At 72.4% G+C, this 21,284-nt stretch carries 20 protein-coding genes and 1 pseudogene; 14 read left to right on the top strand and 7 right to left on the bottom strand.

The annotated features are described in order from the left end of the window. Positions 1-20 precede the first annotated feature (20 nt). The 3 genes from ACFV0T_RS20830 to ACFV0T_RS20840 all read left to right on the top strand — a co-directional run bounded on the left by ACFV0T_RS20830 (position 21) and on the right by ACFV0T_RS20840 (position 3,259). Positions 21-1,913: a discoidin domain-containing protein gene (locus ACFV0T_RS20830; protein WP_385780986.1), complete on the top strand. Its 1,893-nt coding sequence runs from the start codon at positions 21-23 to the stop codon at positions 1,911-1,913. Positions 1,914-2,204: 291 nt separating this feature from the next. Then, a complete protein-coding gene (locus ACFV0T_RS20835; protein ID WP_385780989.1) occupies positions 2,205-3,077 on the top strand; it encodes a helix-turn-helix domain-containing protein in 873 nt (290 codons plus the stop codon). Then, positions 3,074-3,259, top strand: coding sequence for a DUF397 domain-containing protein (locus tag ACFV0T_RS20840; RefSeq protein WP_385780991.1), 186 nt, complete (start codon positions 3,074-3,076; stop codon positions 3,257-3,259). Before ACFV0T_RS20835 ends, ACFV0T_RS20840 begins: the two co-directional genes overlap by 4 nt. 59 nt (positions 3,260-3,318) lie before the next feature. Here ACFV0T_RS20840 and ACFV0T_RS20845 read toward each other — a convergent pair whose 3' ends face one another. The 4 genes from ACFV0T_RS20845 to ACFV0T_RS20860 all read right to left on the bottom strand — a co-directional run bounded on the left by ACFV0T_RS20845 (position 3,319) and on the right by ACFV0T_RS20860 (position 7,266). Further along, positions 3,319-3,954, bottom strand: a complete 636-nt coding sequence (locus ACFV0T_RS20845) for a hypothetical protein (protein WP_385780993.1) — start codon at positions 3,952-3,954, stop codon at positions 3,319-3,321. 75 nt (positions 3,955-4,029) lie between these two features. Continuing rightward, positions 4,030-5,475: a hypothetical protein gene (locus ACFV0T_RS20850; RefSeq protein ID WP_385780996.1), complete on the bottom strand. Its 1,446-nt coding sequence runs from the start codon at positions 5,473-5,475 to the stop codon at positions 4,030-4,032. A gap of 403 nt (positions 5,476-5,878) precedes the next feature. Further along, complete coding sequence (locus ACFV0T_RS20855; RefSeq protein ID WP_385780999.1) at positions 5,879-6,271, bottom strand: SCO5389 family protein; 393 nt, start codon at positions 6,269-6,271, stop codon at positions 5,879-5,881. Between the two features lie 47 nt (positions 6,272-6,318). After that, positions 6,319-7,266 (bottom strand): adenylyl-sulfate kinase, encoded by a 948-nt coding sequence (locus ACFV0T_RS20860; protein ID WP_385781002.1) that lies wholly within the window; start codon positions 7,264-7,266, stop codon positions 6,319-6,321. 145 nt (positions 7,267-7,411) lie between these two features. On the opposite strand from ACFV0T_RS20860, the gene ACFV0T_RS20865 reads away from it, so the two are divergent. Further along, the gene (locus ACFV0T_RS20865) at positions 7,412-8,017 is read left to right on the top strand and encodes a hypothetical protein (protein ID WP_385781005.1); all 606 of its coding nucleotides are present in this window, start codon (positions 7,412-7,414) and stop codon (positions 8,015-8,017) included. Between the two features lie 40 nt (positions 8,018-8,057). Continuing rightward, the gene (locus tag ACFV0T_RS20870) at positions 8,058-8,801 is read left to right on the top strand and encodes a YcnI family protein (RefSeq protein ID WP_385781008.1); all 744 of its coding nucleotides are present in this window, start codon (positions 8,058-8,060) and stop codon (positions 8,799-8,801) included. 127 nt (positions 8,802-8,928) lie between these two features. Here ACFV0T_RS20870 and ACFV0T_RS20875 read toward each other — a convergent pair whose 3' ends face one another. Next, positions 8,929-9,693, bottom strand: a complete 765-nt coding sequence (locus tag ACFV0T_RS20875; RefSeq protein WP_385781010.1) for a CDP-alcohol phosphatidyltransferase family protein — start codon at positions 9,691-9,693, stop codon at positions 8,929-8,931. A gap of 107 nt (positions 9,694-9,800) precedes the next feature. Here ACFV0T_RS20875 and ACFV0T_RS20880 point away from each other — a divergent pair, with 107 nt between their 5' ends. The 5 genes from ACFV0T_RS20880 (at position 9,801) to ACFV0T_RS20900 (ending at position 15,088) form a co-directional block, all read left to right on the top strand. Then, complete coding sequence (locus ACFV0T_RS20880; RefSeq protein ID WP_385781013.1) at positions 9,801-10,781, top strand: dehydrogenase; 981 nt, start codon at positions 9,801-9,803, stop codon at positions 10,779-10,781. A 113-nt stretch (positions 10,782-10,894) separates the two neighbouring features. Continuing rightward, positions 10,895-11,293 carry a 6-pyruvoyl tetrahydropterin synthase family protein gene (locus ACFV0T_RS20885; protein WP_385781016.1) on the top strand — a complete coding sequence of 133 codons (399 nt, stop codon included), beginning with the start codon at positions 10,895-10,897 and terminating at the stop codon, positions 11,291-11,293. Beyond that, complete coding sequence (locus ACFV0T_RS20890; protein ID WP_385781019.1) at positions 11,290-12,471, top strand: glycosyltransferase family 4 protein; 1,182 nt, start codon at positions 11,290-11,292, stop codon at positions 12,469-12,471. Before ACFV0T_RS20885 ends, ACFV0T_RS20890 begins: the two co-directional genes overlap by 4 nt. Next, positions 12,468-13,538, top strand: coding sequence for a trans-aconitate methyltransferase (locus ACFV0T_RS20895; protein ID WP_385781021.1), 1,071 nt, complete (start codon positions 12,468-12,470; stop codon positions 13,536-13,538). The genes ACFV0T_RS20890 and ACFV0T_RS20895 overlap by 4 nt, the downstream gene beginning before the upstream one ends. Further along, positions 13,535-15,088 (top strand): lysylphosphatidylglycerol synthase transmembrane domain-containing protein, encoded by a 1,554-nt coding sequence (locus ACFV0T_RS20900; protein ID WP_385781023.1) that lies wholly within the window; start codon positions 13,535-13,537, stop codon positions 15,086-15,088. Before ACFV0T_RS20895 ends, ACFV0T_RS20900 begins: the two co-directional genes overlap by 4 nt. On the opposite strand, the pseudogene ACFV0T_RS20905 reads toward ACFV0T_RS20900, so the two are convergent. Then, positions 14,980-15,720 (bottom strand): annotated as a pseudogene (locus tag ACFV0T_RS20905) (creatininase family protein); the annotation flags it as partial. The gene ACFV0T_RS20900 and the pseudogene ACFV0T_RS20905 overlap by 109 nt on opposite strands. Before the next feature lie 38 nt (positions 15,721-15,758). Between ACFV0T_RS20905 and ribA the strand changes: the two are divergent. The 4 genes from ribA (at position 15,759) to ACFV0T_RS20925 (ending at position 19,930) form a co-directional block, all read left to right on the top strand. Then, positions 15,759-16,418: a GTP cyclohydrolase II gene (gene ribA / locus ACFV0T_RS20910; protein WP_385781026.1), complete on the top strand. Its 660-nt coding sequence runs from the start codon at positions 15,759-15,761 to the stop codon at positions 16,416-16,418. A 101-nt stretch (positions 16,419-16,519) separates the two neighbouring features. Further along, positions 16,520-17,665 carry an NAD(P)/FAD-dependent oxidoreductase gene (locus ACFV0T_RS20915; protein WP_385781030.1) on the top strand — a complete coding sequence of 382 codons (1,146 nt, stop codon included), beginning with the start codon at positions 16,520-16,522 and terminating at the stop codon, positions 17,663-17,665. Next, positions 17,662-18,786, top strand: a complete 1,125-nt coding sequence (locus ACFV0T_RS20920) for a saccharopine dehydrogenase (protein ID WP_385781032.1) — start codon at positions 17,662-17,664, stop codon at positions 18,784-18,786. Before ACFV0T_RS20915 ends, ACFV0T_RS20920 begins: the two co-directional genes overlap by 4 nt. Then, on the top strand, positions 18,779-19,930 hold the full coding sequence (locus tag ACFV0T_RS20925) for a saccharopine dehydrogenase family protein (protein WP_385781034.1): 1,152 nt from the start codon (positions 18,779-18,781) through the stop codon (positions 19,928-19,930). Before ACFV0T_RS20920 ends, ACFV0T_RS20925 begins: the two co-directional genes overlap by 8 nt. 17 nt (positions 19,931-19,947) lie before the next feature. Here the strand turns inward: ACFV0T_RS20925 and ACFV0T_RS20930 are convergent, their stop codons facing one another. Beyond that, positions 19,948-21,177: a serine hydrolase domain-containing protein gene (locus ACFV0T_RS20930; RefSeq protein WP_385781036.1), complete on the bottom strand. Its 1,230-nt coding sequence runs from the start codon at positions 21,175-21,177 to the stop codon at positions 19,948-19,950. Positions 21,178-21,284: the final 107 nt, after the last annotated feature.

The raw sequence follows: 21,284 nt of genomic DNA on the forward strand, positions 1-21,284 counted from the left end.
ACTGATCAGAGGAGAGCCGCATGCCGTCCCGCACCCCCCGCACACTCGTGACCGCCCTCGCCGCGCTGGCACTGCTGTCCACCGGACCGGCCTTCGCCGCGCCCGCGTCCGTACCCGCCGCGCAGCCCGCCGCCGCAACGGCGGCGGTCTGGGACACCGACCGCGCGGGTGCCGCGTACGCCCTGAACCCGGCCGCGGTCACCGCTTCCGGCAGCGAGAACGGCGGTACCTCCCCCGGCCTCGCTTTCGACGGCAACGGCACCACCCGCTGGTCCAGCAACTTCGCCGACGACGCGTGGATCCGGCTCGACCTCGGCACGACGCTGCGCATCGACCGGGTCGTCCTGGACTGGGAGGCCGCCTACGGGAAGCGCTACGTGCTGGAGGTGTCGAAGAACGGCGCCGACTGGACCCCGTTCTACACCGAGACCGCCGGCACCGGGGGCTCGGTCACCGCGAGCACGTACCCCCAGGAGGCGACCGGCCGTTACGTCCGCCTGCGTGGCCTGGAGCGTGCCACCCCGTACGGCTACTCCCTCTATTCCTTCAAGGTGTACGGCGGCGAACCCGCAGCCGCGTCGACGACCCGCACCAACCTGGCCCTGAACCACCCGGCCTACGCGAACTACTACCAACACGCGGGCAACTCACCGGCGTTCGTGACGGACGGCGGCTGGCCGGCCGACCTGAAGGCCGACGCCACCCGGTGGTCCAGCGACTGGAACGCGGACCGCTGGGTCTCGGTCGACCTGGGCGCGACGTCGACGATCGACACCGTCGACCTCTACTGGGAGGCGGCCTTCGCCGTCGACTACCTGCTCCAGGTGTCCGACGACAACCGCACCTGGCGCACGGTCCACCAGCCCTCGGCCACGGAGGTCGCCGCCCGCCGCGCGAACGTCAAGCCGCCGTCCGAGGCGGTCGGGCTCCACGACACCGTACGCCTGCCGCAGCCCGCGACCGGCCGATACGTCCGCATGCTCGGCAAGGAGCGCCGCTCCTTCTACAACCCCGCCCCCTACACGGCCCAGTTCGGTTACTCGCTCTACGAGTTCCAGGTCTGGGGAACGGGCGGCAGCGCCTCCGCCGCCTACCCGGCCCTCCCCGGCGACCAGTCGGGCGCGTACCGGACGACGTTCTTCGACGACTTCACCGGCACGGCCCTCGACCGGGCCAAGTGGCGCGTCGTACGCACCGGCACGGAGATGGGCTCGGTCAACGGCGAGTCGCAGGCGTACGTCGACTCCACCGACAACATCCGCACGGAGAACGGCAGCCTGATCCTCCGGTCGAAGTACTGCAAGGGCTGCACCCAGGCGGGCGGCGGCGCCTACGACTTCACCTCCGGCCGCGTCGACACCAACACGAAGTTCGACTTCACCTACGGCAAGGTCAGCGCCAGGATGAAGCTCCCCGTCGGCGACGGCTTCTGGCCCGCCTTCTGGCTCCTCGGCAGCAACGTCGACAATCCCTCCGTCTCCTGGCCGGCCTCCGGCGAGACCGACATCATGGAGAACATCGGTTACGCCGACTGGACCAGCTCCGCCCTGCACGGCCCGGGCTACTCGGCGGACGGCAACATCGGCGCCCGCCAGACCTACCCGAACGGCGGCCGCGCCGACCAGTGGCACACGTACGCGGTGGAGTGGACCCCGACGGGCATGCGCTTCTTCGTCGACGACCGTCTCGTCCAGGAGACGACCCGCAACAAGCTGGAGTCCACCCGCGGCCAGTGGGTCTTCGACCACCAGCAGTACGTGATCCTCAACCTCGCCCTGGGCGGCGCCTACCCGGCCGGCTGGAACCAGGTCACCACCCCCTACTGGGGCCTGCCCCAGTCGAGCGTGGACCGCGTCGCGGCCGGGGGAGTGCAGGCGGAGGTGGACTGGGTGCGGGTGGAACAGAAGGGGTGACCGGCACGCGCGGCCGACCACGGGCCGGTGCGGGGACCTTGCGGAGGGGCGCGGCCTCAAGGTTCCCGGGGTTCGCCGCAACGTGAGTGCTCAGCCGGAGAGTTCCGGACCGGTCGCGTTCATGTGCCGTGGCCGGTGTACGCACGTGCCGTGGATCGACCCGCGCCGTACGGTCTGTGAGCGTACGGGCGCGTTTCGTGGACTGTACGTCGATCTGTCGGTCACGCTGGGTGCTGTCGGGTGTGGGGCAGCGCTCAGCACGTGCGGGTACGGAACCGGAGGTGGCCGCGGATGGCCGATGGCGGCAGGGAGTACGACGACGACCGGACGGGCGGTCAGGAGGACCGTGAGCCGGATCCCTCGGACAGCTTACGGACGTGGGGTGCCGTGCAGCAGGCGTTGCGCGAGCACGCGGGGTACAGCAGGGCCGAGTTCGCGGACCTGGTCCGGTTCTCCACCCACACGGTGGAGTCGGTGGAGTTGGGGCGGCGAATGCCCGATGTGGCGTTCGTCGAGCGGGCGGACGAGGTGTTGGGGAACACCGGCGCGCTGCGCAGAGGCTCCAGGTTCGTGTCACGGGGTCGCGGTGACGTGGGGCTGGCGGCCTGGTTCCGGCGGTGGGCTCGGCTGGAGCGGGAGGCGGTGAGCCTGTGCACGTACGAGTGCAGGCTGGTGCCCGGGTTGTTGCAGTCGGAGGCGTACGCGCGGGCGGTGTTCGAGGGGACCGTGCCGGTGGCTCCCGACGAGCAGCTGGAGAGCTTCATGGTGAAGCGGATGGAGCGGCAGCGGCTGCTGTTCGAGCGGCCGACGACGCCGTTCAGCTTCATCGTCGAGGAGCATGTGTTCCGGCGGCGGTTCGGTGACGCAGGGCAGATGCTGGGCCTGTTCGACCATGTGCTGGAGCTGAGCGCACCGCGCAATGTGACACTCCAGATCGTGCCGTTCGAGGCCGGGTTGCATGCTTGTCTGGACGGGCCTGTGCGACTCTTGGAGACTTCGAAGGGGCAGCGGCTCGCCTACTCCGAAGGCCAGCAGAACGGGCGTCTCATCTCCGACCCGAAGGAGGTGAGCCTCCTCCACCAGCGCTATGACACACTGCGCTCGCAGGCCCTGAACGCCCGGGACTCGCGGGGTCTGTTGGAGCGACTCCGAGGAGAGCTATGAGCACGACGGAACTGGCGTGGTTCAAGTCCAGCTTCAGTGGGAGCCAGGGTGACGACTGCGTCGAGGTCGCCCTCACCGAGCGGGTCGTCTGCGTGCGGGACTCCAAGGACGTGACGCGTCCTCACTTCGCCGTCCCGCGTGAGGGCTGGACGCGGTTCGTGGGGTTCGTGTCGCAGTTGTGAGGCGGGTCCTCCGCCGGTGCTCGGCGTCACGAGCACCGCGGAGACCTCGCCAGGTGCGCTCAGTTGGCCAGGGCGACCCGCTCGACGTGGGCGACCTCGATGGAGTCGATGTCGGACAGCTCGTGGCCGTCCTCGAGTTCGACGTACTCGTCGAAATCCCCGGTGTCGGCATCCGTCGTGCCGGGGCGGAGGTGGGTGGCGCTGATGAACGTCTGGCCGACGAAGTCGCCGTCGTCGTCGAAGCCGTTCACGATCACGGCGTAGTTGGCGGGCTCCTCACCTTTGTTGGTGATCTTGTAGGTGAACTCGTAGGCCTTGCTGGCGTCGCAGTTGTTGTAGTCGAACTCGTCGGCGTCGTCGCACACCTCGTCGTCTTCGAGGAGGCTGTTCTCGCCCTCCGTGAGCTTGCCGCCCGAGAGCTCGACGTGACTCATGGGGTCGTCGCCGTCCATCAGGGCCCACCAGGTGACGCCTCCGCCGACGAGCAGCACCGCGACGACACCGCAGGCTATGAAGGCCCGCTTGCGAGAGCGACGCTGGGGGACGGCCGGGGGAAAGGGCGGCGGGGGGAAGGCCGGCGGGGGGAAGGCCGGCGGCGCCGTGGGGAATGCGGGCTGGGTGGCGGCTTCCGGGGCCGGGGTCGGCGCCGGAGGCGCGGGCGTCGTCGCCGGTCTCTCAGGTGTGTTGTCGGTCATGCGGGAGCTCCTTGTCAGGACGGGGTGCGCATGTGCGGCGGCGCGGGTGGGTCGGGGGACGGACGCGGCGCTGGATCAGACGGAGGGCACGGCAGCCTTGTCGCTTCGGCCCTGTGTCCTCTTCAGGCGGCGGCCGGTCCCGGCCACCAGCAGCGCTCCGGCGAGGACGGACGTGACGCAGCCGCCCACGAAGACATCGGACTTCTCGTCCGCGAACATGCCGGCGGCGGCCAGGGCGAAGAACACCCCGAAGGCCTGCGGGCCGGTCCCGGAGGGCATCGCGCGCGGCGTCCGCCGGCTTCTGCGCGGGATCCACAGCCGCAGGAGTTCCGCGGTGGCCGCCAAGGCCAGGATCCGGGAGGTGATCATGAGCGGCACGGAAGCCGTGTTGCCGCCCAGTTCGCCCACGCCCACGACGGTCGTGAAGCCGAAGTAGAGGATCGGCAGCAGCCAGCCGAGGCCTGCCCGGCCGCTTGGGGCCGGGGCCGAGGTCGAGTCGGGCTTCGTGAGGTCGACCGGCGGGCGGGGCGATGGCTGGGGCGTGTACGGCCTGCGAGGAGTGGGGACGGCGGGCAGCGCGCGGACCGGTCGGAGCGCGCGGGACTGGCCACGGCGGACGCGGCGGCCCGCGTCGCCGTACCGGTCCATGTGCAGGGACAGTTCCGTCTGAAGGGTGAGGAGTCGTTCCGTCATCGCGTCGAACTCGGCTCGGCGTTCGGCGGCGAGACGTGCCGCATCGCCTTCGGCGGCGGTGAGGCGTTCGAGGGCGTCCGCGTACAGGCCCGCCGCCTCGCTCCGGGCCGCTTCCGCGATGTGCGGCGCCGTGGCCGACTCCGTCGCCAGCCGGGTGCGTTCCGCCTCGATGATCTCGGCGATGCGGTGGCGTTCGTCCGGCGGAAGTTCGCGCGGGGCGCGAGCCTCCGCCCGCGCGACGGCAGCTCGGCGCCACTCCATCAGGGGACGGCCTCGGTGCTCGCCGATGCCGTTGATGTGGACCTTGCGGCCATGGGCGCGGTGGATGTAGAGGACCTCGCCGCCCTTGCCGTTGGGTGCCTTGCCCCAACTGACCCGGGTGAAGTCGGCCGCCGTGCCGATGCCTTGGGCGGCGAGGGCGCGGACCAGGCCGCTGCCGATGCCGCTGACCTCACTCGCCGAGAGGCGGGTGCTGTTGAGCGTGCGCACGATGGACTCACGGCGCAGGACGGCGAGGGCTCGCCTCTCCTGGCTGTCGCGTCTGCCGTCGAGGCCGTTCAGCCGACGCGTGAGGGAGCGCTCCTGGCGGACGTGCTTCTCGTGGATCCTTCGCAGCGCCTTGCCGTGGTTGGCGTGCGCGCGGTCACGGTCCCTGGCCTCACGGTTGAGTCGGCGGCGGTCGGCGACCTCGAAGGAGCGGCGCTTGTCGAGAAGGCGGCTCAGGGCGAGTATCGCCTCGATCAGGCGGCGGCGTTCGGTGCGTATCTCCGCCGGAGAGGGTGGGGCCGGGGTGAACGCCCCCCGCTGTGGGGTTGTGCTGTCGATCAACTGCGTCTCGCCCTTGTGCCGCCGTGCATGGTGTCGTGTCCGAGCGCGTCCTCGCTCGAAGGGTGGGAACCCTGTGGATCGGTGAGGCCGGGGCGGCCCGGTTGCGGGACGAGCCGGCCCCATGGGGCCCGCCGGTCCGAGATGTCCGCGTGCATGTAGACGCGGACTCTTCGGATGGGGAAAAGGTTGCACGAAACTGTGAGAATGCTGTGCAGCCCGGCTCCGGTGGGGCCCGTGCGCGACGGACGCGATACCGCGTACTCCGGCGGTAAGGTGACGGCGCGTGCCCGGCGCGTACTGGGTATCGCCCACGAAGGCGATAGGGGGCAGCCGCCGGGCACTGGTCGGACGGGGCGAGGTGCTGCCGCGCGGCCGGCCGGGATGCCGTGTCGCGCCGGCCGTGTCAGCAGTCCCGCAGCACCGCCGACTGGTTCAGCACCTGCGCACGTGTCGACGTGAACCGCGCGTAGCGCTCCCCGCCCCGCGCACCCGGCCGGAACGCCGCCACCCGGTGGCAGTTCTGGAAGGCCAGGGCCACGTCGAAGTGGCGCTCCAGGCTGCCGCGGACGGCGTCGCCGGCGAGGGCGCGCAGGAGCTGACCGCGCTCGCGCTCCGAGGGAGGCGGGGTCCGGTTGTCGGTGAAGTCGGCCGTGCCGTCCTCGAGCCGGGCCGCCAGGGAGGCGATCAGGTCGTAGGCGTACGGGAGGGACGTGCGGACGGTGTCCACGAAGTCCTCCTCGCGGATGTCACCGCGCTCGGCTTCGGCGAGGAGCTGGGGGGAGACGTCGAGAGACATGCTGAAGTGTCCTGTCTGTGGGTGATGTGCCGCGGGTGAGAGGCGGGTCAGGTCAAGGCCGCCGGGCCCGGGACGAAGTCCGGGTCCACCTGTCGCGCCAGGTCGAGGCCCGTCGCCCGGTCCGCCCATGCCTCGGCGTTGCGCAGGTGGAACGCGACGGCGTGGCGCTGGAAGGCCGGCCAGTCCTTGGGGCGGGCGTCGACGGCCGTACGCAGCAGGTTCAGCGCGTGGCGGTTGTGCGGCTCCAGCACGCCGTTCGGACGGCCTTGTTCGGCCGAGCGCACCCAGGGGGAGTGCACGAGGTAGGTGAGGAGGTCGTCGCCCACCTCCTCCTTGAGGAAGAGGAGATCCTCCTCGCCGGTCACCTTGTTGCCGACCACCGCGACCGGGATGCCGAACTCCCGGGCGTGGTCACGGTACTGGCGGTAGACCGAGACGCCCTTGCGGGTCGGCTCCGCCACCAGGAACGTCAGGTCGAAGCGGGTGAACAGGCCGGAGGCGAACGCGTCGGCGCCCGCCGTCATGTCGACGACCACGTACTCGCCTGGACCGTCGACCAGATGGTTGAGGTACAGCTCCACCGCGCCCAGCTTGGAGTGGTAGCAGGACACCCCGAGGTCGGCCTCGTCGAAGGCGCCCGTCACCATCAGTGGTACGTCGCCCACGCGCCGGACGTGGCGGGTGTGCACCTCGTCGTCGCCCAGGAGGCGCAGCAGACGTGAACCGCGTCCCGGCGGTGTGGTCTTGGCCATGGCCTCGCGGGAGGCGATGCGCGGGTTGGTGCCGCGCAGGTAGTCCTTGAGGTCGCCCAGGTGCGCGCTCAGGGGTGGTGCGGTGAACGGTTCGTCGCGGCGGCCGAGCGCCTCGGCGAGGTGTTGGTTGATGTCGCCGTCGAGGGCGAGCACGGGAGCGCCGGAGCGCGCCAGGCGGCGGGAGAAGAGCGCCGACAGGGTGGTCTTGCCGCTGCCGCCCTTGCCGACGAACGCGACGCGCACTACCGCCCGACCCTCGTTTTGAAAATGAATGTCATGTGGCTAGGTTTAGGGCGTGCCCTGAGCCCCGTCAAATCGACACGCGAGAGCGTCGCGAACGCCGCGTCGGCACGGCGCATACCAGTCGTCCGTGGGAGGATCCCGGTCCATGAGCGCGTCCCCGGCGGTACGGAGCCTGCGCGCCGCGGTGTTCGCCGCGGTGTGCGTGCTGCTCGCCGCCGCCGGACACGGCCTCGCCACCGGCAACGCGCCACCGCTGTGGGCGGACGGCGCCGGGTTCCTGGCCGTCTTCGCGGCCGGATGGCTGCTCGGCGGACGCGAGCGGTCCCTGCCGGGCATCGGCACGGCCATGCTCGCCACGCAGGCGGTGTTGCACCTCGCCTTCTCCCGGGCCGTCACCACCGCGCCCGCCACGCACATGGCCCACATGGCCCACATGACACACCTGCGCGGCGACGGCCACCCGGTCACCCAGGCGCACGCCATGCACACGAACGTGGTCGCCGCCCACTTCCTCGCCGCGCTCGTCGCCTCCTGGTGGCTGCGGCGCGGGGAGGCCGCCGTGTGGTCACTGCTGCGCCGGGCGGTCACGTTCCTGCCCGGACTCAGGGCCTGGTGGCGCGACCCGGCCGCGCCGCCTCCCCTGCCCGCCGCCGGCCGCACGCCGGTCGACACGCTCCCGCCGCGGACGCTGCTGCTGCGGCACGCGGTGAGCCGCCGCGGTCCGCCCGCCTGGATCCCGTACGCCGGCTGACCCCCCGCCACACTCTTCCTGTACGGAGATCCACTCACCCATGTCCCTCACGCGTACCACCACCCTGCGTCGCGCCGGTCTCGGCACCCTGCTCGCCGCCGCCGGCGTGCTCGCCGCGGCCGGTGCCGCCTCCGCGCACGTCACCGTCCACCCCGAGAGCTACGCGAAGGGCGCCACGGACGGCGTCCTGACCTTCCGGGTCCCCAACGAGGACGACGCCGCGAGCACCACCAAGGTCCAGGTGTTCCTGCCGACCGACCACCCCGTGCTCGGCGTGCTCGTCAGCCCGCACGACGGCTGGACCGCCAAGGTGACCACCACCAAGCTCAAGACGCCGGTCAAGACCGACGACGGCACGATCACCGAAGCCGTCTCCGAGATCACCTGGACCGGCGGGAAGATCGGGGCCGGGCAGTTCGAGGACTTCGACGTCGCGTTCGGCGAACTGCCGGAGGACACAGACGAACTGGCCTTCAAGACGCTGCAGACCTACTCCGACGGCAACGTCGTCCGCTGGATCGAGGAGGAGCGGCCGGGCGCGGACGAGCCGGAGAACCCGGCCCCGGTCCTCGAACTGACGGCGAGCGACGACGACACGCCGAGCCCGGCCCCGGCCGCGGCCGCGAAGGGCTCCGCACCGGCGGCCTCCGCCGGCGCCACCACCGACGCCTCCGCCAGCGACTCCACCGCGCGCGGCCTGGGCGTCGCCGGGCTGGTCGTCGGCGTGCTCGGACTGGCCGCGGCGGCCTTCGCGTTCGTCCGCACCCGTTCCGCCCGCCCGTAGCGGCCGCGACGCCGGACGGAACACCGAGCGACGCCGAGCGACGCCGAGCGAACGCCGAAGGGCCCGGACCACCAGTGGTGATCCGGGCCCTACGGCGGTCCGCCGGTCCGGGCGGACGGCGGGCGCCTCAGCGCGCGGCCAGCTCCAGCACCTTCTCGGCCGGAACCGGCTCCTGCGGCAGGCGGGAGGTCCGCCACAGCCACAGCACGTCCCGGCCGAACGACCACACCAGCAGCCCCAGCGCCAGCAGCGCCACCCCGAAGTTCCCCGCGTACGGCAGCAGGTCGGCGCCCGCCAGCAGCAACAGGACACCCTGGAGCGCGGCGACCGTCTTGCGGGCGGTGCTCGGCGGCAGTGCCGCGTTCAGCCACGGCCACACCCGGGCGGCGGCCACGAAGGCGTAGCGCATACCGCCGATGAGCAACACCCAGGGGCCGAGCTCCATGGAGACGTAGACGCTGAGCACCAGGATCAGGAACGCGTCGACCTCCATGTCGAACCGGGCGCCCAGCGCGGTCGACGTGCCCGTGCGCCGGGCCACCTTGCCGTCGACGCCGTCCAGGATCAGGGCCACGGCCGTCAGGCCGACCAGGAGCGTGACCGGCGGAGAGCTCTCGAAGGAGTCCGCGACCAGCGCGGTCACCCCGCCGACCAGGGTCGCCCGGCCGAGGGTGACGCGATTGGCCGGCCCGAAGGAACGCAGCCGGGATCGGTGCAGGGCCCGCGACAGCACCGCCCAGCTGGCGATCGCGAACGCGAGGCCGGTCAGCCAGCCGGCCGGCCCCATGCCGATCGCCGTGCCGAGCAGAGCCAGCAACAGGATCTGTACGCCCGCTCCCACAGCGGTCTCCTGCTGGACCAGCCTTGCGTCGTATGTGTTGTTCAGGGCCACCGCACATCCTCCGGCCGAGTGACAGAGTCGATCAACGCCGCGTACTGTGCGCGGCCTGTGCACATCTCGGTACGTGAACCACGTGTCGATCGTTCAGGAGGATGTCGATGAACCGTTCAGCCCGCGCGTTCTGGCTGCGCTCACCGGGCCACGGCGAGCTGCGCGACCTCACCCTCCCGGAGCCGGCCGAGGGCGAGGTGACGGTGCGTGCGCTGTGGTCCGGGATCAGCCGCGGCACGGAGACGCTCGTCTTCCGCGGCGGCGTCCCGGCCAGCCAGCACGCGGCCATGCGGGCACCGTTCCAGGACGGCGACTTCCCCGGTCCGGTCAAGTACGGCTACCTCAGCGTCGGCATCGTGGAGGAGGGCCCGGACGCGCTGGTCGGCCGTACGGTCTTCTGCCTCTACCCGCACCAGACGCGCTACGTCGTCCCGGTGAGCGCCGTGACACCGGTGCCGGACACCGTGCCCGCCGAGCGGGCCGTGCTGGCCGGCACGGTGGAGACCGCGGTGAACGCGCTGTGGGACGCGGCCCCCCTGGTCGGCGACCGCGTCGCCGTGGTCGGCGGCGGCATGGTCGGCTGCTCGGTCGCCGCCCTGCTGGCCAGATTCCCTGGCGTACGCGTCCAGCTCGTCGACGCCGACCCGGCGCGGGCCGCGGTGGCCGAGGCCCTCGGCATCGGCTTCGCCACCCCCGAACAGGCTCTCGGCGAGTGCGACCTGGTCGTCCACGCCAGCGCCACCGAGCAGGGCCTCGCCCGCTCGCTGGAACTGCTCGCCGCCGAGGGCACGGTCGTCGAACTGAGCTGGTACGGCGACCGGAAGGTCACCCTCCCGCTCGGCGAGGCCTTCCACTCGCGGCGGCTCACCATCCGCGGCAGCCAGGTCGGCACCGTCTCCCCGGCCCGCGCCAACCGCACCTACGCCGACCGGCTGGCCCTCGCCCTCGATCTCCTCGCCGACCCCGCACTGGACGCGCTCGTCACCGGCGAGTCGGCTTTCGAGGACCTTCCGGAGGTGATGCCGAAGATCGCCTCCGGGGAGATTCCGGCGCTGTGCCACCGGGTCCGGTACGACAAGACCGCCTGACCTGAGAAAAGAGTGAGACACGACTGAACACGGGGAAGCGTAGAGCCGTACTACACGGCACCCCGGTGGCCATCAGCCGGGGACCAGACGCGCCGCACCTGGAGGGTCGTCCGTTGTTCAGTGTCACTGTCCGCGATCACATCATGATCGCCCACAGCTTCCGCGGTGAGGTCTTCGGACCCGCGCAGCGCCTGCACGGAGCTACGTTCCTGGTGGACGCCACCTTCCGGCGCGAGGAGCTGGACGACGACAACATCGTCGTCGACATCGGTCTGGCCACCCAGGAACTCGGCGCCGTCGTCAGCGAGCTGAACTTCAGAAACCTCGACAACGAGCCCGACTTCGCCGGGATCAACACCTCGACGGAGTTCCTGGCCAAGGTCATCGCCGACCGGCTCGCCGACCAGATCCACAAGGGCGCGCTGGGTGAGGGCGCCCGCGGCCTGACCGGGATCTCCGTCACCCTGCACGAGTCGCACGTCGCCTGGGCGAGTTACGAGCGTGGGCTGTGACCGACACGACCGTCGGCCGGGCGTCCCTCGCCTATGTGCCCGTGCAGTCCGTGGCCCGGAAGAACGGCGAGATCATCCCCATGTCCCTGCGCTCCGTGCACTTCGTGCTGCCGGGCAGCGTCGACGACCCGGCCACGCCCAGCGGCGGCAACGCCTACGACCGCCGGGTCAGCCTCGACCTCCCCGGCTTCGGCTGGCAGGTGCACAAGCACGCCGTGGAGGGCGCCTGGCCCCGCCCCGGCGCGGCCGCCCGCACGGAACTGGCGCGCACGCTCAGCCAGTTGCCCGACGGTTCGGTCGTCCTGCTGGACGGGATCGTCGCCTGCGGGGTGCCCGAGATCGTCGTCCCGGAGGCCGAACGCCTGCGGCTCGCCGTCCTCGTCCACCTCCCGCTCGGCGACGAGACGGGCCTCGCGCCCGACGTGGCCGCCGACCTGGACACCCGCGAACGCACCGTCCTGCGGGCGGTCCCCGCGGTGATCGCCACCAGTGACTGGGCGGTCCGCCGCCTCGTCTCCCACCACGGCCTCGCGCCCGAACGGGTCCATGTCGCCGCCCCCGGCGCCGACATCGCCCCCCTCGCTTCCGGCACCGACGGCGTCTCCCGGCTGCTGTGCGTCGCCGCGGTCACCCCGCGCAAGGGCCAGCACCGCCTGGTCGAGGCGCTCGCCGCGGCGGCCGACCTGCCGTGGAGCTGCGTGTGCGTCGGCGGCCTCGGCCAGGACCCCGAGTACGTCACCCATCTGCGGACCCTGATCCGCAAGCACGGCCTCGAGGACCGGCTGCACCTCGCCGGACCGCAGGCCGGCGCCGAACTCGACGCCAGCTACGCCGCCGCCGACCTGATGGTCCTCACCTCCTACGCCGAGACGTACGGCATGGCGGTCACCGAGGCGCTCGCGCGCGGCATCCCGGTGCTGGCGACCGATGTCGGCGGGCTCCCGGAGGCCGTGGGCCGCGCCCCCGACGGTGGTGTCCCCGGCATCCTCGTCCCGCCGGAGAACCCCGCCGCCCTCGCCACCGAACTGCGCGGCTGGTTCGGCGAGGCGGACGTACGGCGCCGTCTCAAGGCCGCCGCCCGCAGCCGGCGGGCCGCCCTCGGCGGCTGGGCGACGACTGCCAAGAGCCTCGCCGGCGTACTGGGCCGGCTTCCCAGCGAACCCCGGAGGGCGGCATGAGGAAGACCACGGCGACACCGGCGGACCTGGCGCGGCGCGCCCGGGGCATTCCGGCCCAGCCCGGCCCCCGACAGGCGGTGGCCACGGCGGACACGGTGACCACGGCGGGCCCGGCGAACACCACCGAGGGCAAGGGAGCGGCGGACGCCGTGCAGAACGTGATCGCAGGCGCCGGTCCCGTCGGCCGGCCGGAGGAGCGAGCCACCGTGCGACTGCGGGAGGCCGCCCCCGACGAACCGCCCCGCTACGCCCCCGAGTGGCTGGAGTTGCGCGAGAGCGCCGACGCCGCAGCGCGGTCGCTGGACCTGCTGGACCCGCTGCGCAGCCGGCTCGCCGATCTGCCCGGCCGGTCCGGGTTCGTCATCCACGACCTGGGCTGCGGCACCGGCTCGATGGGCCGCTGGCTCGCCCCTCGCCTCGACGGCGCCCAGCACTGGGTCCTGCACGACCGCGACCCCTACTTGCTCCACTTCGCCGCCGTGGCTTCCCCGCGCTCCGCCGCCGACGGCAGCCGGATCACCGTCGAGACCCGGCGCGGCGACGTCGCCCGGCTGACCCCGGACGCCCTCGTGGGCGCCTCACTGGTGACGGCCTCGGCGCTGCTCGACGTGCTGACCCGCGAGGAGATCGAGACCCTCGCCGTCGCCTGTGCGGGCGCCGGCTGCCCGGCCCTGCTGACGCTGTCCGTCGCCGGACGCGTCGAACTCACCCCCGCCGACCCGCTGGACGCGGAGATCACCGCGGCCTTCAACGCCCACCAGCGGCGCGGCGGCCTGCTCGGCCCGGACGCCGTCACGGTGGCCTGCGAGGCCTTCGCCGCGCACGGCGCGACGGTGAAGCTGCACCCGAGCGCGTGGCGGCTCGGCCCCGACGAGGCCGCGCTGACGGCCCAGTGGCTTCGCGGCTGGGTCGGTGCCGCCGTCGAGGAGCGGCCCGAACTGGCCGCCCGCGCCGAGCCGTACCTCGCGGCCCGGCTGGCCGCCTGCGCGGCCGGTGAACTGAGCGTCGTCGTGCACCACAGCGACCTGCTGGCACTGGCCCGGCCGACGGGCGGAGCCTCGTCATGACCGCGGAGACGGTGAGCGCGCAGGCCGTGGCCACGACGCGGCCCACGACGCCGACGCCCCGGACCGCCGCGGGCCGAGCGCCCGCGCGGGCCGGTGCGGCCGTGCCCCGGTCCCGTGTCGGGGCGATCGCGCCCGCGGCCGGCGGCAGGACCACCGTCCGACCGACCGGACCGGCCGAGTCCGCTGCGACGGGCTTCGAGGCGGCTGTCGTGTCCGACGCCACCGGCTCCGAGACCCCCGCTTCCTCCTCCGGGGCCACCGTCTCCTCCTCCGAGGCTGCCGCCGTCGCCGAGCGTTCCCGCGGCGGGCTCCTGCGGGTCGTTCGTACCCATCTGGGTACCGTCGCCGGAGTCGCCATCCTCGGCGTGCTGTTGTGGCGGCTGGGGACCGGCGTCTTCCTTGACGGGCTGCGGCGGATCGACGCCGTGACCCTGCTCGTGTCGGTCGGGATCGGCGCCGTCACGACGGTGTTCAGCGCCTGGCGCTGGGCGCTCGTCGCCAGGGGCCTGCGGCTCCGGCTGCCGCTCGGCCCGGCGGTGGCCGACTACTACCGCGCGCTGTTCCTGAACGCGGCCCTGCCCGGCGGTGTCCTCGGCGATGTGCACCGGGCCGTCCGGCACGGGCAGAGCGCCGGTGACCTCGGGCGCGGGGTACGGGCCGTGGTGCTGGAGCGGGTCGCGGGGCAGATCGCGCTCGCCGTGGCCGGAGTGACGGTCCTGCTGACGCTGCCGTCCCCCGTCATGGACGAGACCCGGCACCTCGTACCGCTCGTGGCCCTCGGCGCGCTGGGCGCGCTGGCCGTCGTCCTCGCCCTGCGCATGAACCGCGTGCCGTCCGCCTCCCGCCGCGGGCGGGCACTGCGGGCCACCCTCGCCGAAGCGCGCGAGGGGCTGATGTCCCGCCGCAACGGGCCGGGCGTCGCACTGTCCTCCGTGGTCGTGCTGGCCGGCCATCTCACGATGTTCGTGCTGGCCGCCAGGGTCGTCGGAGCCGGCGCCTCCGTCCTCGTGCTGCTGCCCCTGGCCGTCCTCGCCCTGGTCGCCATGGGCGTGCCCCTGAACGTCGGCGGCTTCGGCCCCCGCGAGGGCGTCACCGTCTGGGCGTTCGGCGCCGCGGGGCTCGGCGCGAGCAACGGACTGGCCGTCGCCGTCGTGTACGGCGTGCTCAGCTTCGTGGCCGCCCTGCCGGGCGCGCTGGTCCTGGTCGTGCGCTGGTACCAGGGCCTGCGGGCCCCGGCGCCCGGCACCGAGGTGGCGGACCCGGCGGCCGACGACCGCACGCCCGACGACCGTACGGCTGGCGACCGTACGGCTGACGACCGCGCCCCGGCGGCCGGCGGCCGCACACCCGGCGGGGACTATCCGCGCCCGTCGCCCGGGCGCCCGGCGACCGCTTCCTCGTCGCCTGCACCGTCCGCGCCGCCGGAGCCGTCCTTGCCGCCGAGCAGTGCGAAATACGCGCCGAAGGAATCGGTCAGGCTCGCCAACAGTGCCTTTCCCTTTTCCGCGGAACCCAGCGAAGGGCGGCCGATGACACCCGAATCGGTATAGGCGGACATTCCCGTGGTGAGGAGATGACGACGGTCGTCCGCGACGAAATCGGCGGACTCGTAACCAGGACGGATCAATTCGGGATGAGCGTGCAACAGGATGGAGGCCTCGATTTCCCCCGCGTGCATGTCGGTCAGCAGCGAGGTCCGTACCCCGGCCCGCTCCCGCGCCGTCTCCCAGTCCTCGGCGGCCGGGAACAGCGCCATCCGTTCCCCGCGCGCGGAGGACTCCTGGACGACGTTGCCCAGGACGTAGTTCCCGCCGTGCCCGTTGACCACCACGAGGGCGTCCACGCCCGAGCGGCGCAGCGAGTCGGCGATGTCCCGTACCACCGCGTGCAGGGTCACGGCGGAGATGCTGACGGTCCCCGGCCAGGCCGCGTGCTCGTGCGAGCAGGAGATCGTCACCGGAGGGAGGAGGTGCACCGGGTACGCGTCGGCGATGTCCCGGGCCACGGCACAGGCGACCAGGGTGTCGGTCGCCAGCGGCAGGTACGGACCGTGCTGCTCGAAGCTGCCGACGGGAAGGACGGCGATCTGTGTTGACACGCCCGCCCCCCTCGTCCGTACGTCTTCGGTAGTGTCCGCCGGCACCGAACCGTAGGCCGCCGTACGCGCGCCCGAACCACTCATTTCTTCACGGCCTTTCGTCTCTGCTTAGGAATCAGATCATGACAGAAAAAATCGGCGTACTCGGCAAGAAGTCCCCACAGCGCACGGGCGTGGAACGCGTCGTGAATGCCCCGCTGCCCACCGTGTACGGGAAATTCCAGGCGATCGGTTACCTCGACCACGACCGCGGCGACGAGCAAGTGGCCCTCGTCTACGGCGACATCGGCTCCGAGAACGTCCTCACCCGGCTGCACTCGGAGTGCCTCACCGGTGACGCCTTCGGCTCCCAGCACTGCGAGTGCGGCGACCAGCTCGCCGCCGCGCTGCGTGCCGTGGCCGCCGAAGGGAGCGGCATCGTCGTCTACTTGAGGGGTCACGAGGGCCGCGGCATCGGCCTGCTCGCCAAGCTGCGCGCGATGGCACTTCAGGCCGAGGGACTTGACACGGTCGAGGCCAACCTCGCGCTGGGCCTGCCGGTGGACGCCCGCGACTACGGCGTGGCCGCCGGGATCCTGCGCGACCTCGCAGTGCGCTCCGTCCGGCTGATGTCCAACAACCCGCGCAAGCGGGAGGACCTGCTGCGGCACGGCATCGAGGTCGCCGAGCAGGTACCGCTGTTGATCCCGCCGTGCGAGAACAACATCACCTATCTCAGGACCAAGCGGGAGCGTCTCGACCACCACCTGCCCCACCTCGACGCGGTGGCGCACTGGTCCTGACTCCGCTCCCGGCGGTGTCCTGACCCCCCGCACGACACCGACCGTGTCGGCAACGGCCCCGGACCCCGCGCCGGGGCCGCCCGTCGAGAGGAGCCGCAGTCGTGAACACGCATGCCTCGGTCGTCGTCATCGGCGGCGGAGTGATGGGCACGAGCATCACCTACCACCTGGCCGCCGCCGGGGTCCGCGACGTCGTCCTGCTCGAACGGGACGACCTCGGCTCCGGCTCGACGTCCAGGGCCGCGGGCGGAGTGCGGGCGCAGTTCTCCGACGAGCTCAACGTGCAGCTCGGGGCACGCAGTCTGGAGGCGTTCGGCCGGTTCCGCGAGGAGATCGGCCACGACATCGGGCTGCACCGGGTCGGCTATCTCTTCCTGCTGTCCACGCCCGAGGAGGTCGACGCGTTCGAGGCGGGTGTGCGCCTCCAGAACTCCCTGGGAGTGCCGAGCCGCGTCATCGACCCGAGGGAGGCCGCGCGGCTCTCCCCGCTGATCGACACGGACGGACTGCTGGCCGCCGCCTTCTCGCCCGACGACGGCCACTGCACGCCCGAAGCCGTCGTCCACGGCTACGCGGCCGCCGCCCGCGGCCACGGCGCGCGCATCCTGCGGCACACCGAGGCGACCGGCATCGAACTGCACGGCGACACCATCACCGCCGTGACGACCACGCTGGGCCGGATCACCACCGACACGGTGATCTGCGCGGCCGGCGCCTGGTCGCGGGCGGTCGGCGCGATGGTCGGCGTGGACCTGCCGGTCCAGCCGCTGCGCCGCCAGATCGCGGTCACCGAACCCGTGCCCGGACTGCCGCCGGACCTGCCCATGACGATCGACTTCGCCAGCACCCTCTACTTCCACGCCGAGGGCCCCGGCCTCCTCGTCGGCATGTCCGACCCCGACGAGCGGCCCGGCTTCGCCACCGACCTCCACGACCGCTGGATCCCCCGGCTGTACGCGGCGATGGAACGGCGTGCCCCGGCTTTGACCGAGCTGCGTCGCACCGGCGGCTGGGCGGGCCTGTACGAGATCACCCCCGACCACAACGCGCTGATCGGTGAGGCGCCCGGACCCTCCCGCTTCCTTTACGCGACCGGGTTCTCCGGGCACGGCTTCCTCCAGGGACCCGCCGTGGGCGAGGTCGTGCGCGACCTGTACCTGGGCCGCGTACCCTTCGTGGACGTCGGTCCCCTGAGCGCCGGCCGGTTCGCGGCCGACGCCCCGCGCCCGGAGGTCAACTGCGTATGACGGAACGTCAGGAAGCCCAGGAAGCCCAGGAAGCCCAGGAAGCCCGCGGAGGCCGGCAACCCCACCTGTGGCTGCGCCACGAGGTCCGCGGCACCGAACGGCGTACCCCGATCGTGCCGTCGGACGCCCGCCGGCTGGTGGAGAGCGGGGTGACCCTGACCGTCGAGGAGTCCCCGCAACGGATCTTTCCCATCGAGGAGTACGAGGCGGCCGGCTGCGCGGTCGCCCCCGCGGGCTCCTGGGCGGAACGGGCGCCGCACACCGCCGTGGTACTCGGCCTGAAAGAACTTCCCGACGAGCCGTACGAGTTGATCCACCGCCATGTCTTCTTCGGGCACGCCTACAAGCGGCAGCCCGGAGCCGCCGGGCTGCTGCGGCGGTTCGCCGCCGGGGGCGGGGCGCTGCTCGACCTCGAATATGTGGTGGACGACGACGGGCGCCGGCTCGCCGCCTTCGGCTTCTGGGCCGGCTACCTGGGCGCGGCCCTGGCGGTGCTGCACCAGCGCGGGCGAGCGACCGCGCCGCTGCGGCCCACGGAGAAGGACGAGCTGGACGAGAGGCTGCGACCGGCAGCCGGGGACGCGGAGTTCACCGCCCTGGTGGTCGGCGCGCTGGGCCGCAGCGGCCGGGGTGCCCGTACGGCCCTGCACACGGCCGGGGTCGAATCCACGAACTGGGACCTCGCCGAGACCCGCGACCTGGACCGCCGGGCCCTGCTGGACCACGACCTGATGGTCAACGCGGTCCTCGCCACCACCCCCGTACCGCCCTTCCTGCGCGAACAGGACCTGGACGACACCTCCCGGCGGCTGCGCACGGTCTGCGACGTCACCTGCGACGTGGGCTCACCGCTGAACGTCCTGCCCGTGTACGACCGCACCACCGACTGGAGGGATCCGGTGCGCCGGCTGCGCGAGGACCCCCCGTTCGACCTGATCGCCATCGACAACCTGCCGTCCCTGCTGCCGCGCGAGTCCAGCGCCGACTTCTCGGCGGCCCTGCTGCTCCAGCTGCTGGAGTTCCCCGCCGGCCGCCCGTGGGGACGCTGTCTCGACCGGTTCCGTCAGGCCTGCCATGAACTCGGCGTCATGGAGACGGAAGGGGACTTCCACCGTGTCTGAACGCGTACCGGCGAGCGGTACGGTCCACTGGGTCGGCGCCGGACTGTCCACGGGCAGCGGACTGGCCGCCCTGTGCGAGGCGGCCGACCGGGTACGGCTGTGGCATCGCACCGAGGACCGCGCGGCCGACGCCCTCGCCCGGCTGGGTCTCACCGGCCGGGCCGAGCCCCGCACCTGCACGCTCCCCGCGCTGTCCGCGGAACTGGCCCCCGGTGACGTCGTCGTGTCGATGCTGCCCGCCTCCGAGCACGCGGTGCTGCTGGCGGAGTGCGTTGCCGAACGGGCCCACTTCGCCTGCTCCAGCTATGTGTCGGACGCGGTGCTCGAGCAGGTCCCGGCGGCCGGGAAGGCGGGTGTCGTCGTACTCACCGAGGCCGGGCTCGACCCGGGAGTCGACCATCTCTTCGCGCACAGCCTCGTGGGACGCGCCCGGGCGGCGATCGGCGACACCACGGCCGCCTCGTACACCCTCACCTCGTACTGCGGAGGCCTCCCGGCGGTCCCGAACGACTTCCGGTACCGCTTCAGCTGGGCGCCCGCCGGAGTCCTCAACGCCCTGCGCTCACCGGCGCGTTACATCGAGGACGGAGTCGAGACCACCGCCGCGCGCCCCTGGGAGGTCACCCGGCGACACCTCGTCGACGGCGAGACCTTCGAGGTCTACCCCAACCGCGACAGTGTGCCCTTCGTCGAGCAGTACGGCCTGCCCGCCGCCTGGCGACCACGGAACTTCGTACGCGGCACCCTCCGGCTGGACGGCTGGCTGCACGCCTGGGACGCCGTGTTCGAGGAGCTGAAGCGCGGCGACGACACGCGTATCGCCACCCTGGCACGGGAGTTGGCGCGCACGTACCCCACCACGGACGCCGACCGGGACCGGGTGGTGCTCGCGGTGTCGCTCGACGTGAGCGGCGGCGGCCGGACCTGGTCCGGCGGCTACCTCCTCGACCTGGTCGGGGACGCCGGGGAGAGCGCGATGGCCCGCTGTGTCTCGCGCCCGCTCGCCCTCGGGGTCCGCCACATCCTGGACGGCTCCCTGCCGGCGGGCCTGCACCGGGCCGCCGGGACGGCCGCGCGCTCGCAGCAGTGGCTGGACGAACTCGCCCGGGACGGAGTCGAGTTCACCCTGCGCACCGACAACTGAGCGTCTCCCCGGAGGCGTCAGTGCACGACGGCCTCGTGCACCAGCCGCTTCAGGTCCTGGAAGAGGGTGTGCGAGGTCCGCGGCCGTACCTGCGTGAGGAACTGCACGGTCAGGTCGCGGCTCGGATCGACCCAGAACGTCGTCGTCGCCACCCCGCTCCAGCCGTACATGCCGAGGCCGGTCGCGGCCTTGGTGCGGGCCGGGTCGATGACCACCGAGACACCCAGTCCGAAGCCGACGCCCTCGTTGCCGGGCTCGTCGTGTGCGGGACGGCTGCCGAAGGTGCGCATGTCGACACCGCCGGGCAGGTGGTTGCTGGTCATGAGGTCCACGCTGTCCGTGGTGAGCAGCCGGGTGCCGTCGAGCTCGCCGCGGCGGCGCAGCAGCTCAGTGAAGCGGTGGACGTCGTGCGCGCTCGCCACCATGCCGCCGCTGCCGGACAGGAACCGGGGCCGGCCGTGCAGCGGCAGTCCCGCGATCGGTTCGATTCCGCCGTCGCCGGTCTCGCCGTACAACTCGGAGAGCCGGCCGTCCTGTTCGCCGGTGACACAGAACCCGGCGTCCGTCATGCCCAGCGGTCCGAAGATCCGCTCGGCGAAGAACACGTCGAGCGGCTGCCCGGACACCACCTCGATCACCCGGCCGAGGACGTTGGTGGCGACCGAGTAGTTCCACTGCGTGCCCGGCTCGAACTGCAGCGGCAGGCTCGCGTACACGTCGATCGTCTCCGCCAGGTTCGCGCCCGGCGGCACCGACGACTCCAGGCCCGCCGCGCGGTACAGCGCGTCGACCGGATGCGAGTGGTAGAAGGCGAACGTCAGGCCCGCGGTGTGGGTGAGCAGGTGCCGGATCAGGATCGGTCCGTCGGCCGGACGGGTGGTGATCCCGTCGCCCGAGCCGTCGACGTACACCTGCGGGTCGGCGAAGGCCGGCAGATGGCGGCCGACCGGGTCGTCGAGCGACAGCCGTCCATCCTCCACCAGCAGCAGCGCGGCGACCGTGGTGACCGGCTTGGTCATCGAGTAGAGCCGGTACAGCGTGTCGGACTCGACGGGCAGACCGGCGGCGATGTCGCGGTGGCCGTGCGTCGTCACGTGGGCGACGCGGCCGCCACGGGAGATCGCCACGAGGTAGCCGGGCAGCCGCCCCGCGTCGACCTGCTGGTCGAAGTGCCGGTCGAGCCGGTCCAGCACCTTCGGATCCAGTCCGGCCTCACCCGGGTCGATCTCTTGTCGCAGCTGTGCCATCGCTCTCCTCCGGTCGCGCGTACGAGGTGCCGTCGGGAATACCCGGCCTCGACCACCTCACTCATCATGGTCGCGCAGGAATACGTGAACCGGCCCCCTCTGAAGTG

The organism is Streptomyces sp. NPDC059582 (assembly GCF_042735715.1).
In the GTDB taxonomy this organism is placed as follows: domain Bacteria; phylum Actinomycetota; class Actinomycetes; order Streptomycetales; family Streptomycetaceae; genus Streptomyces.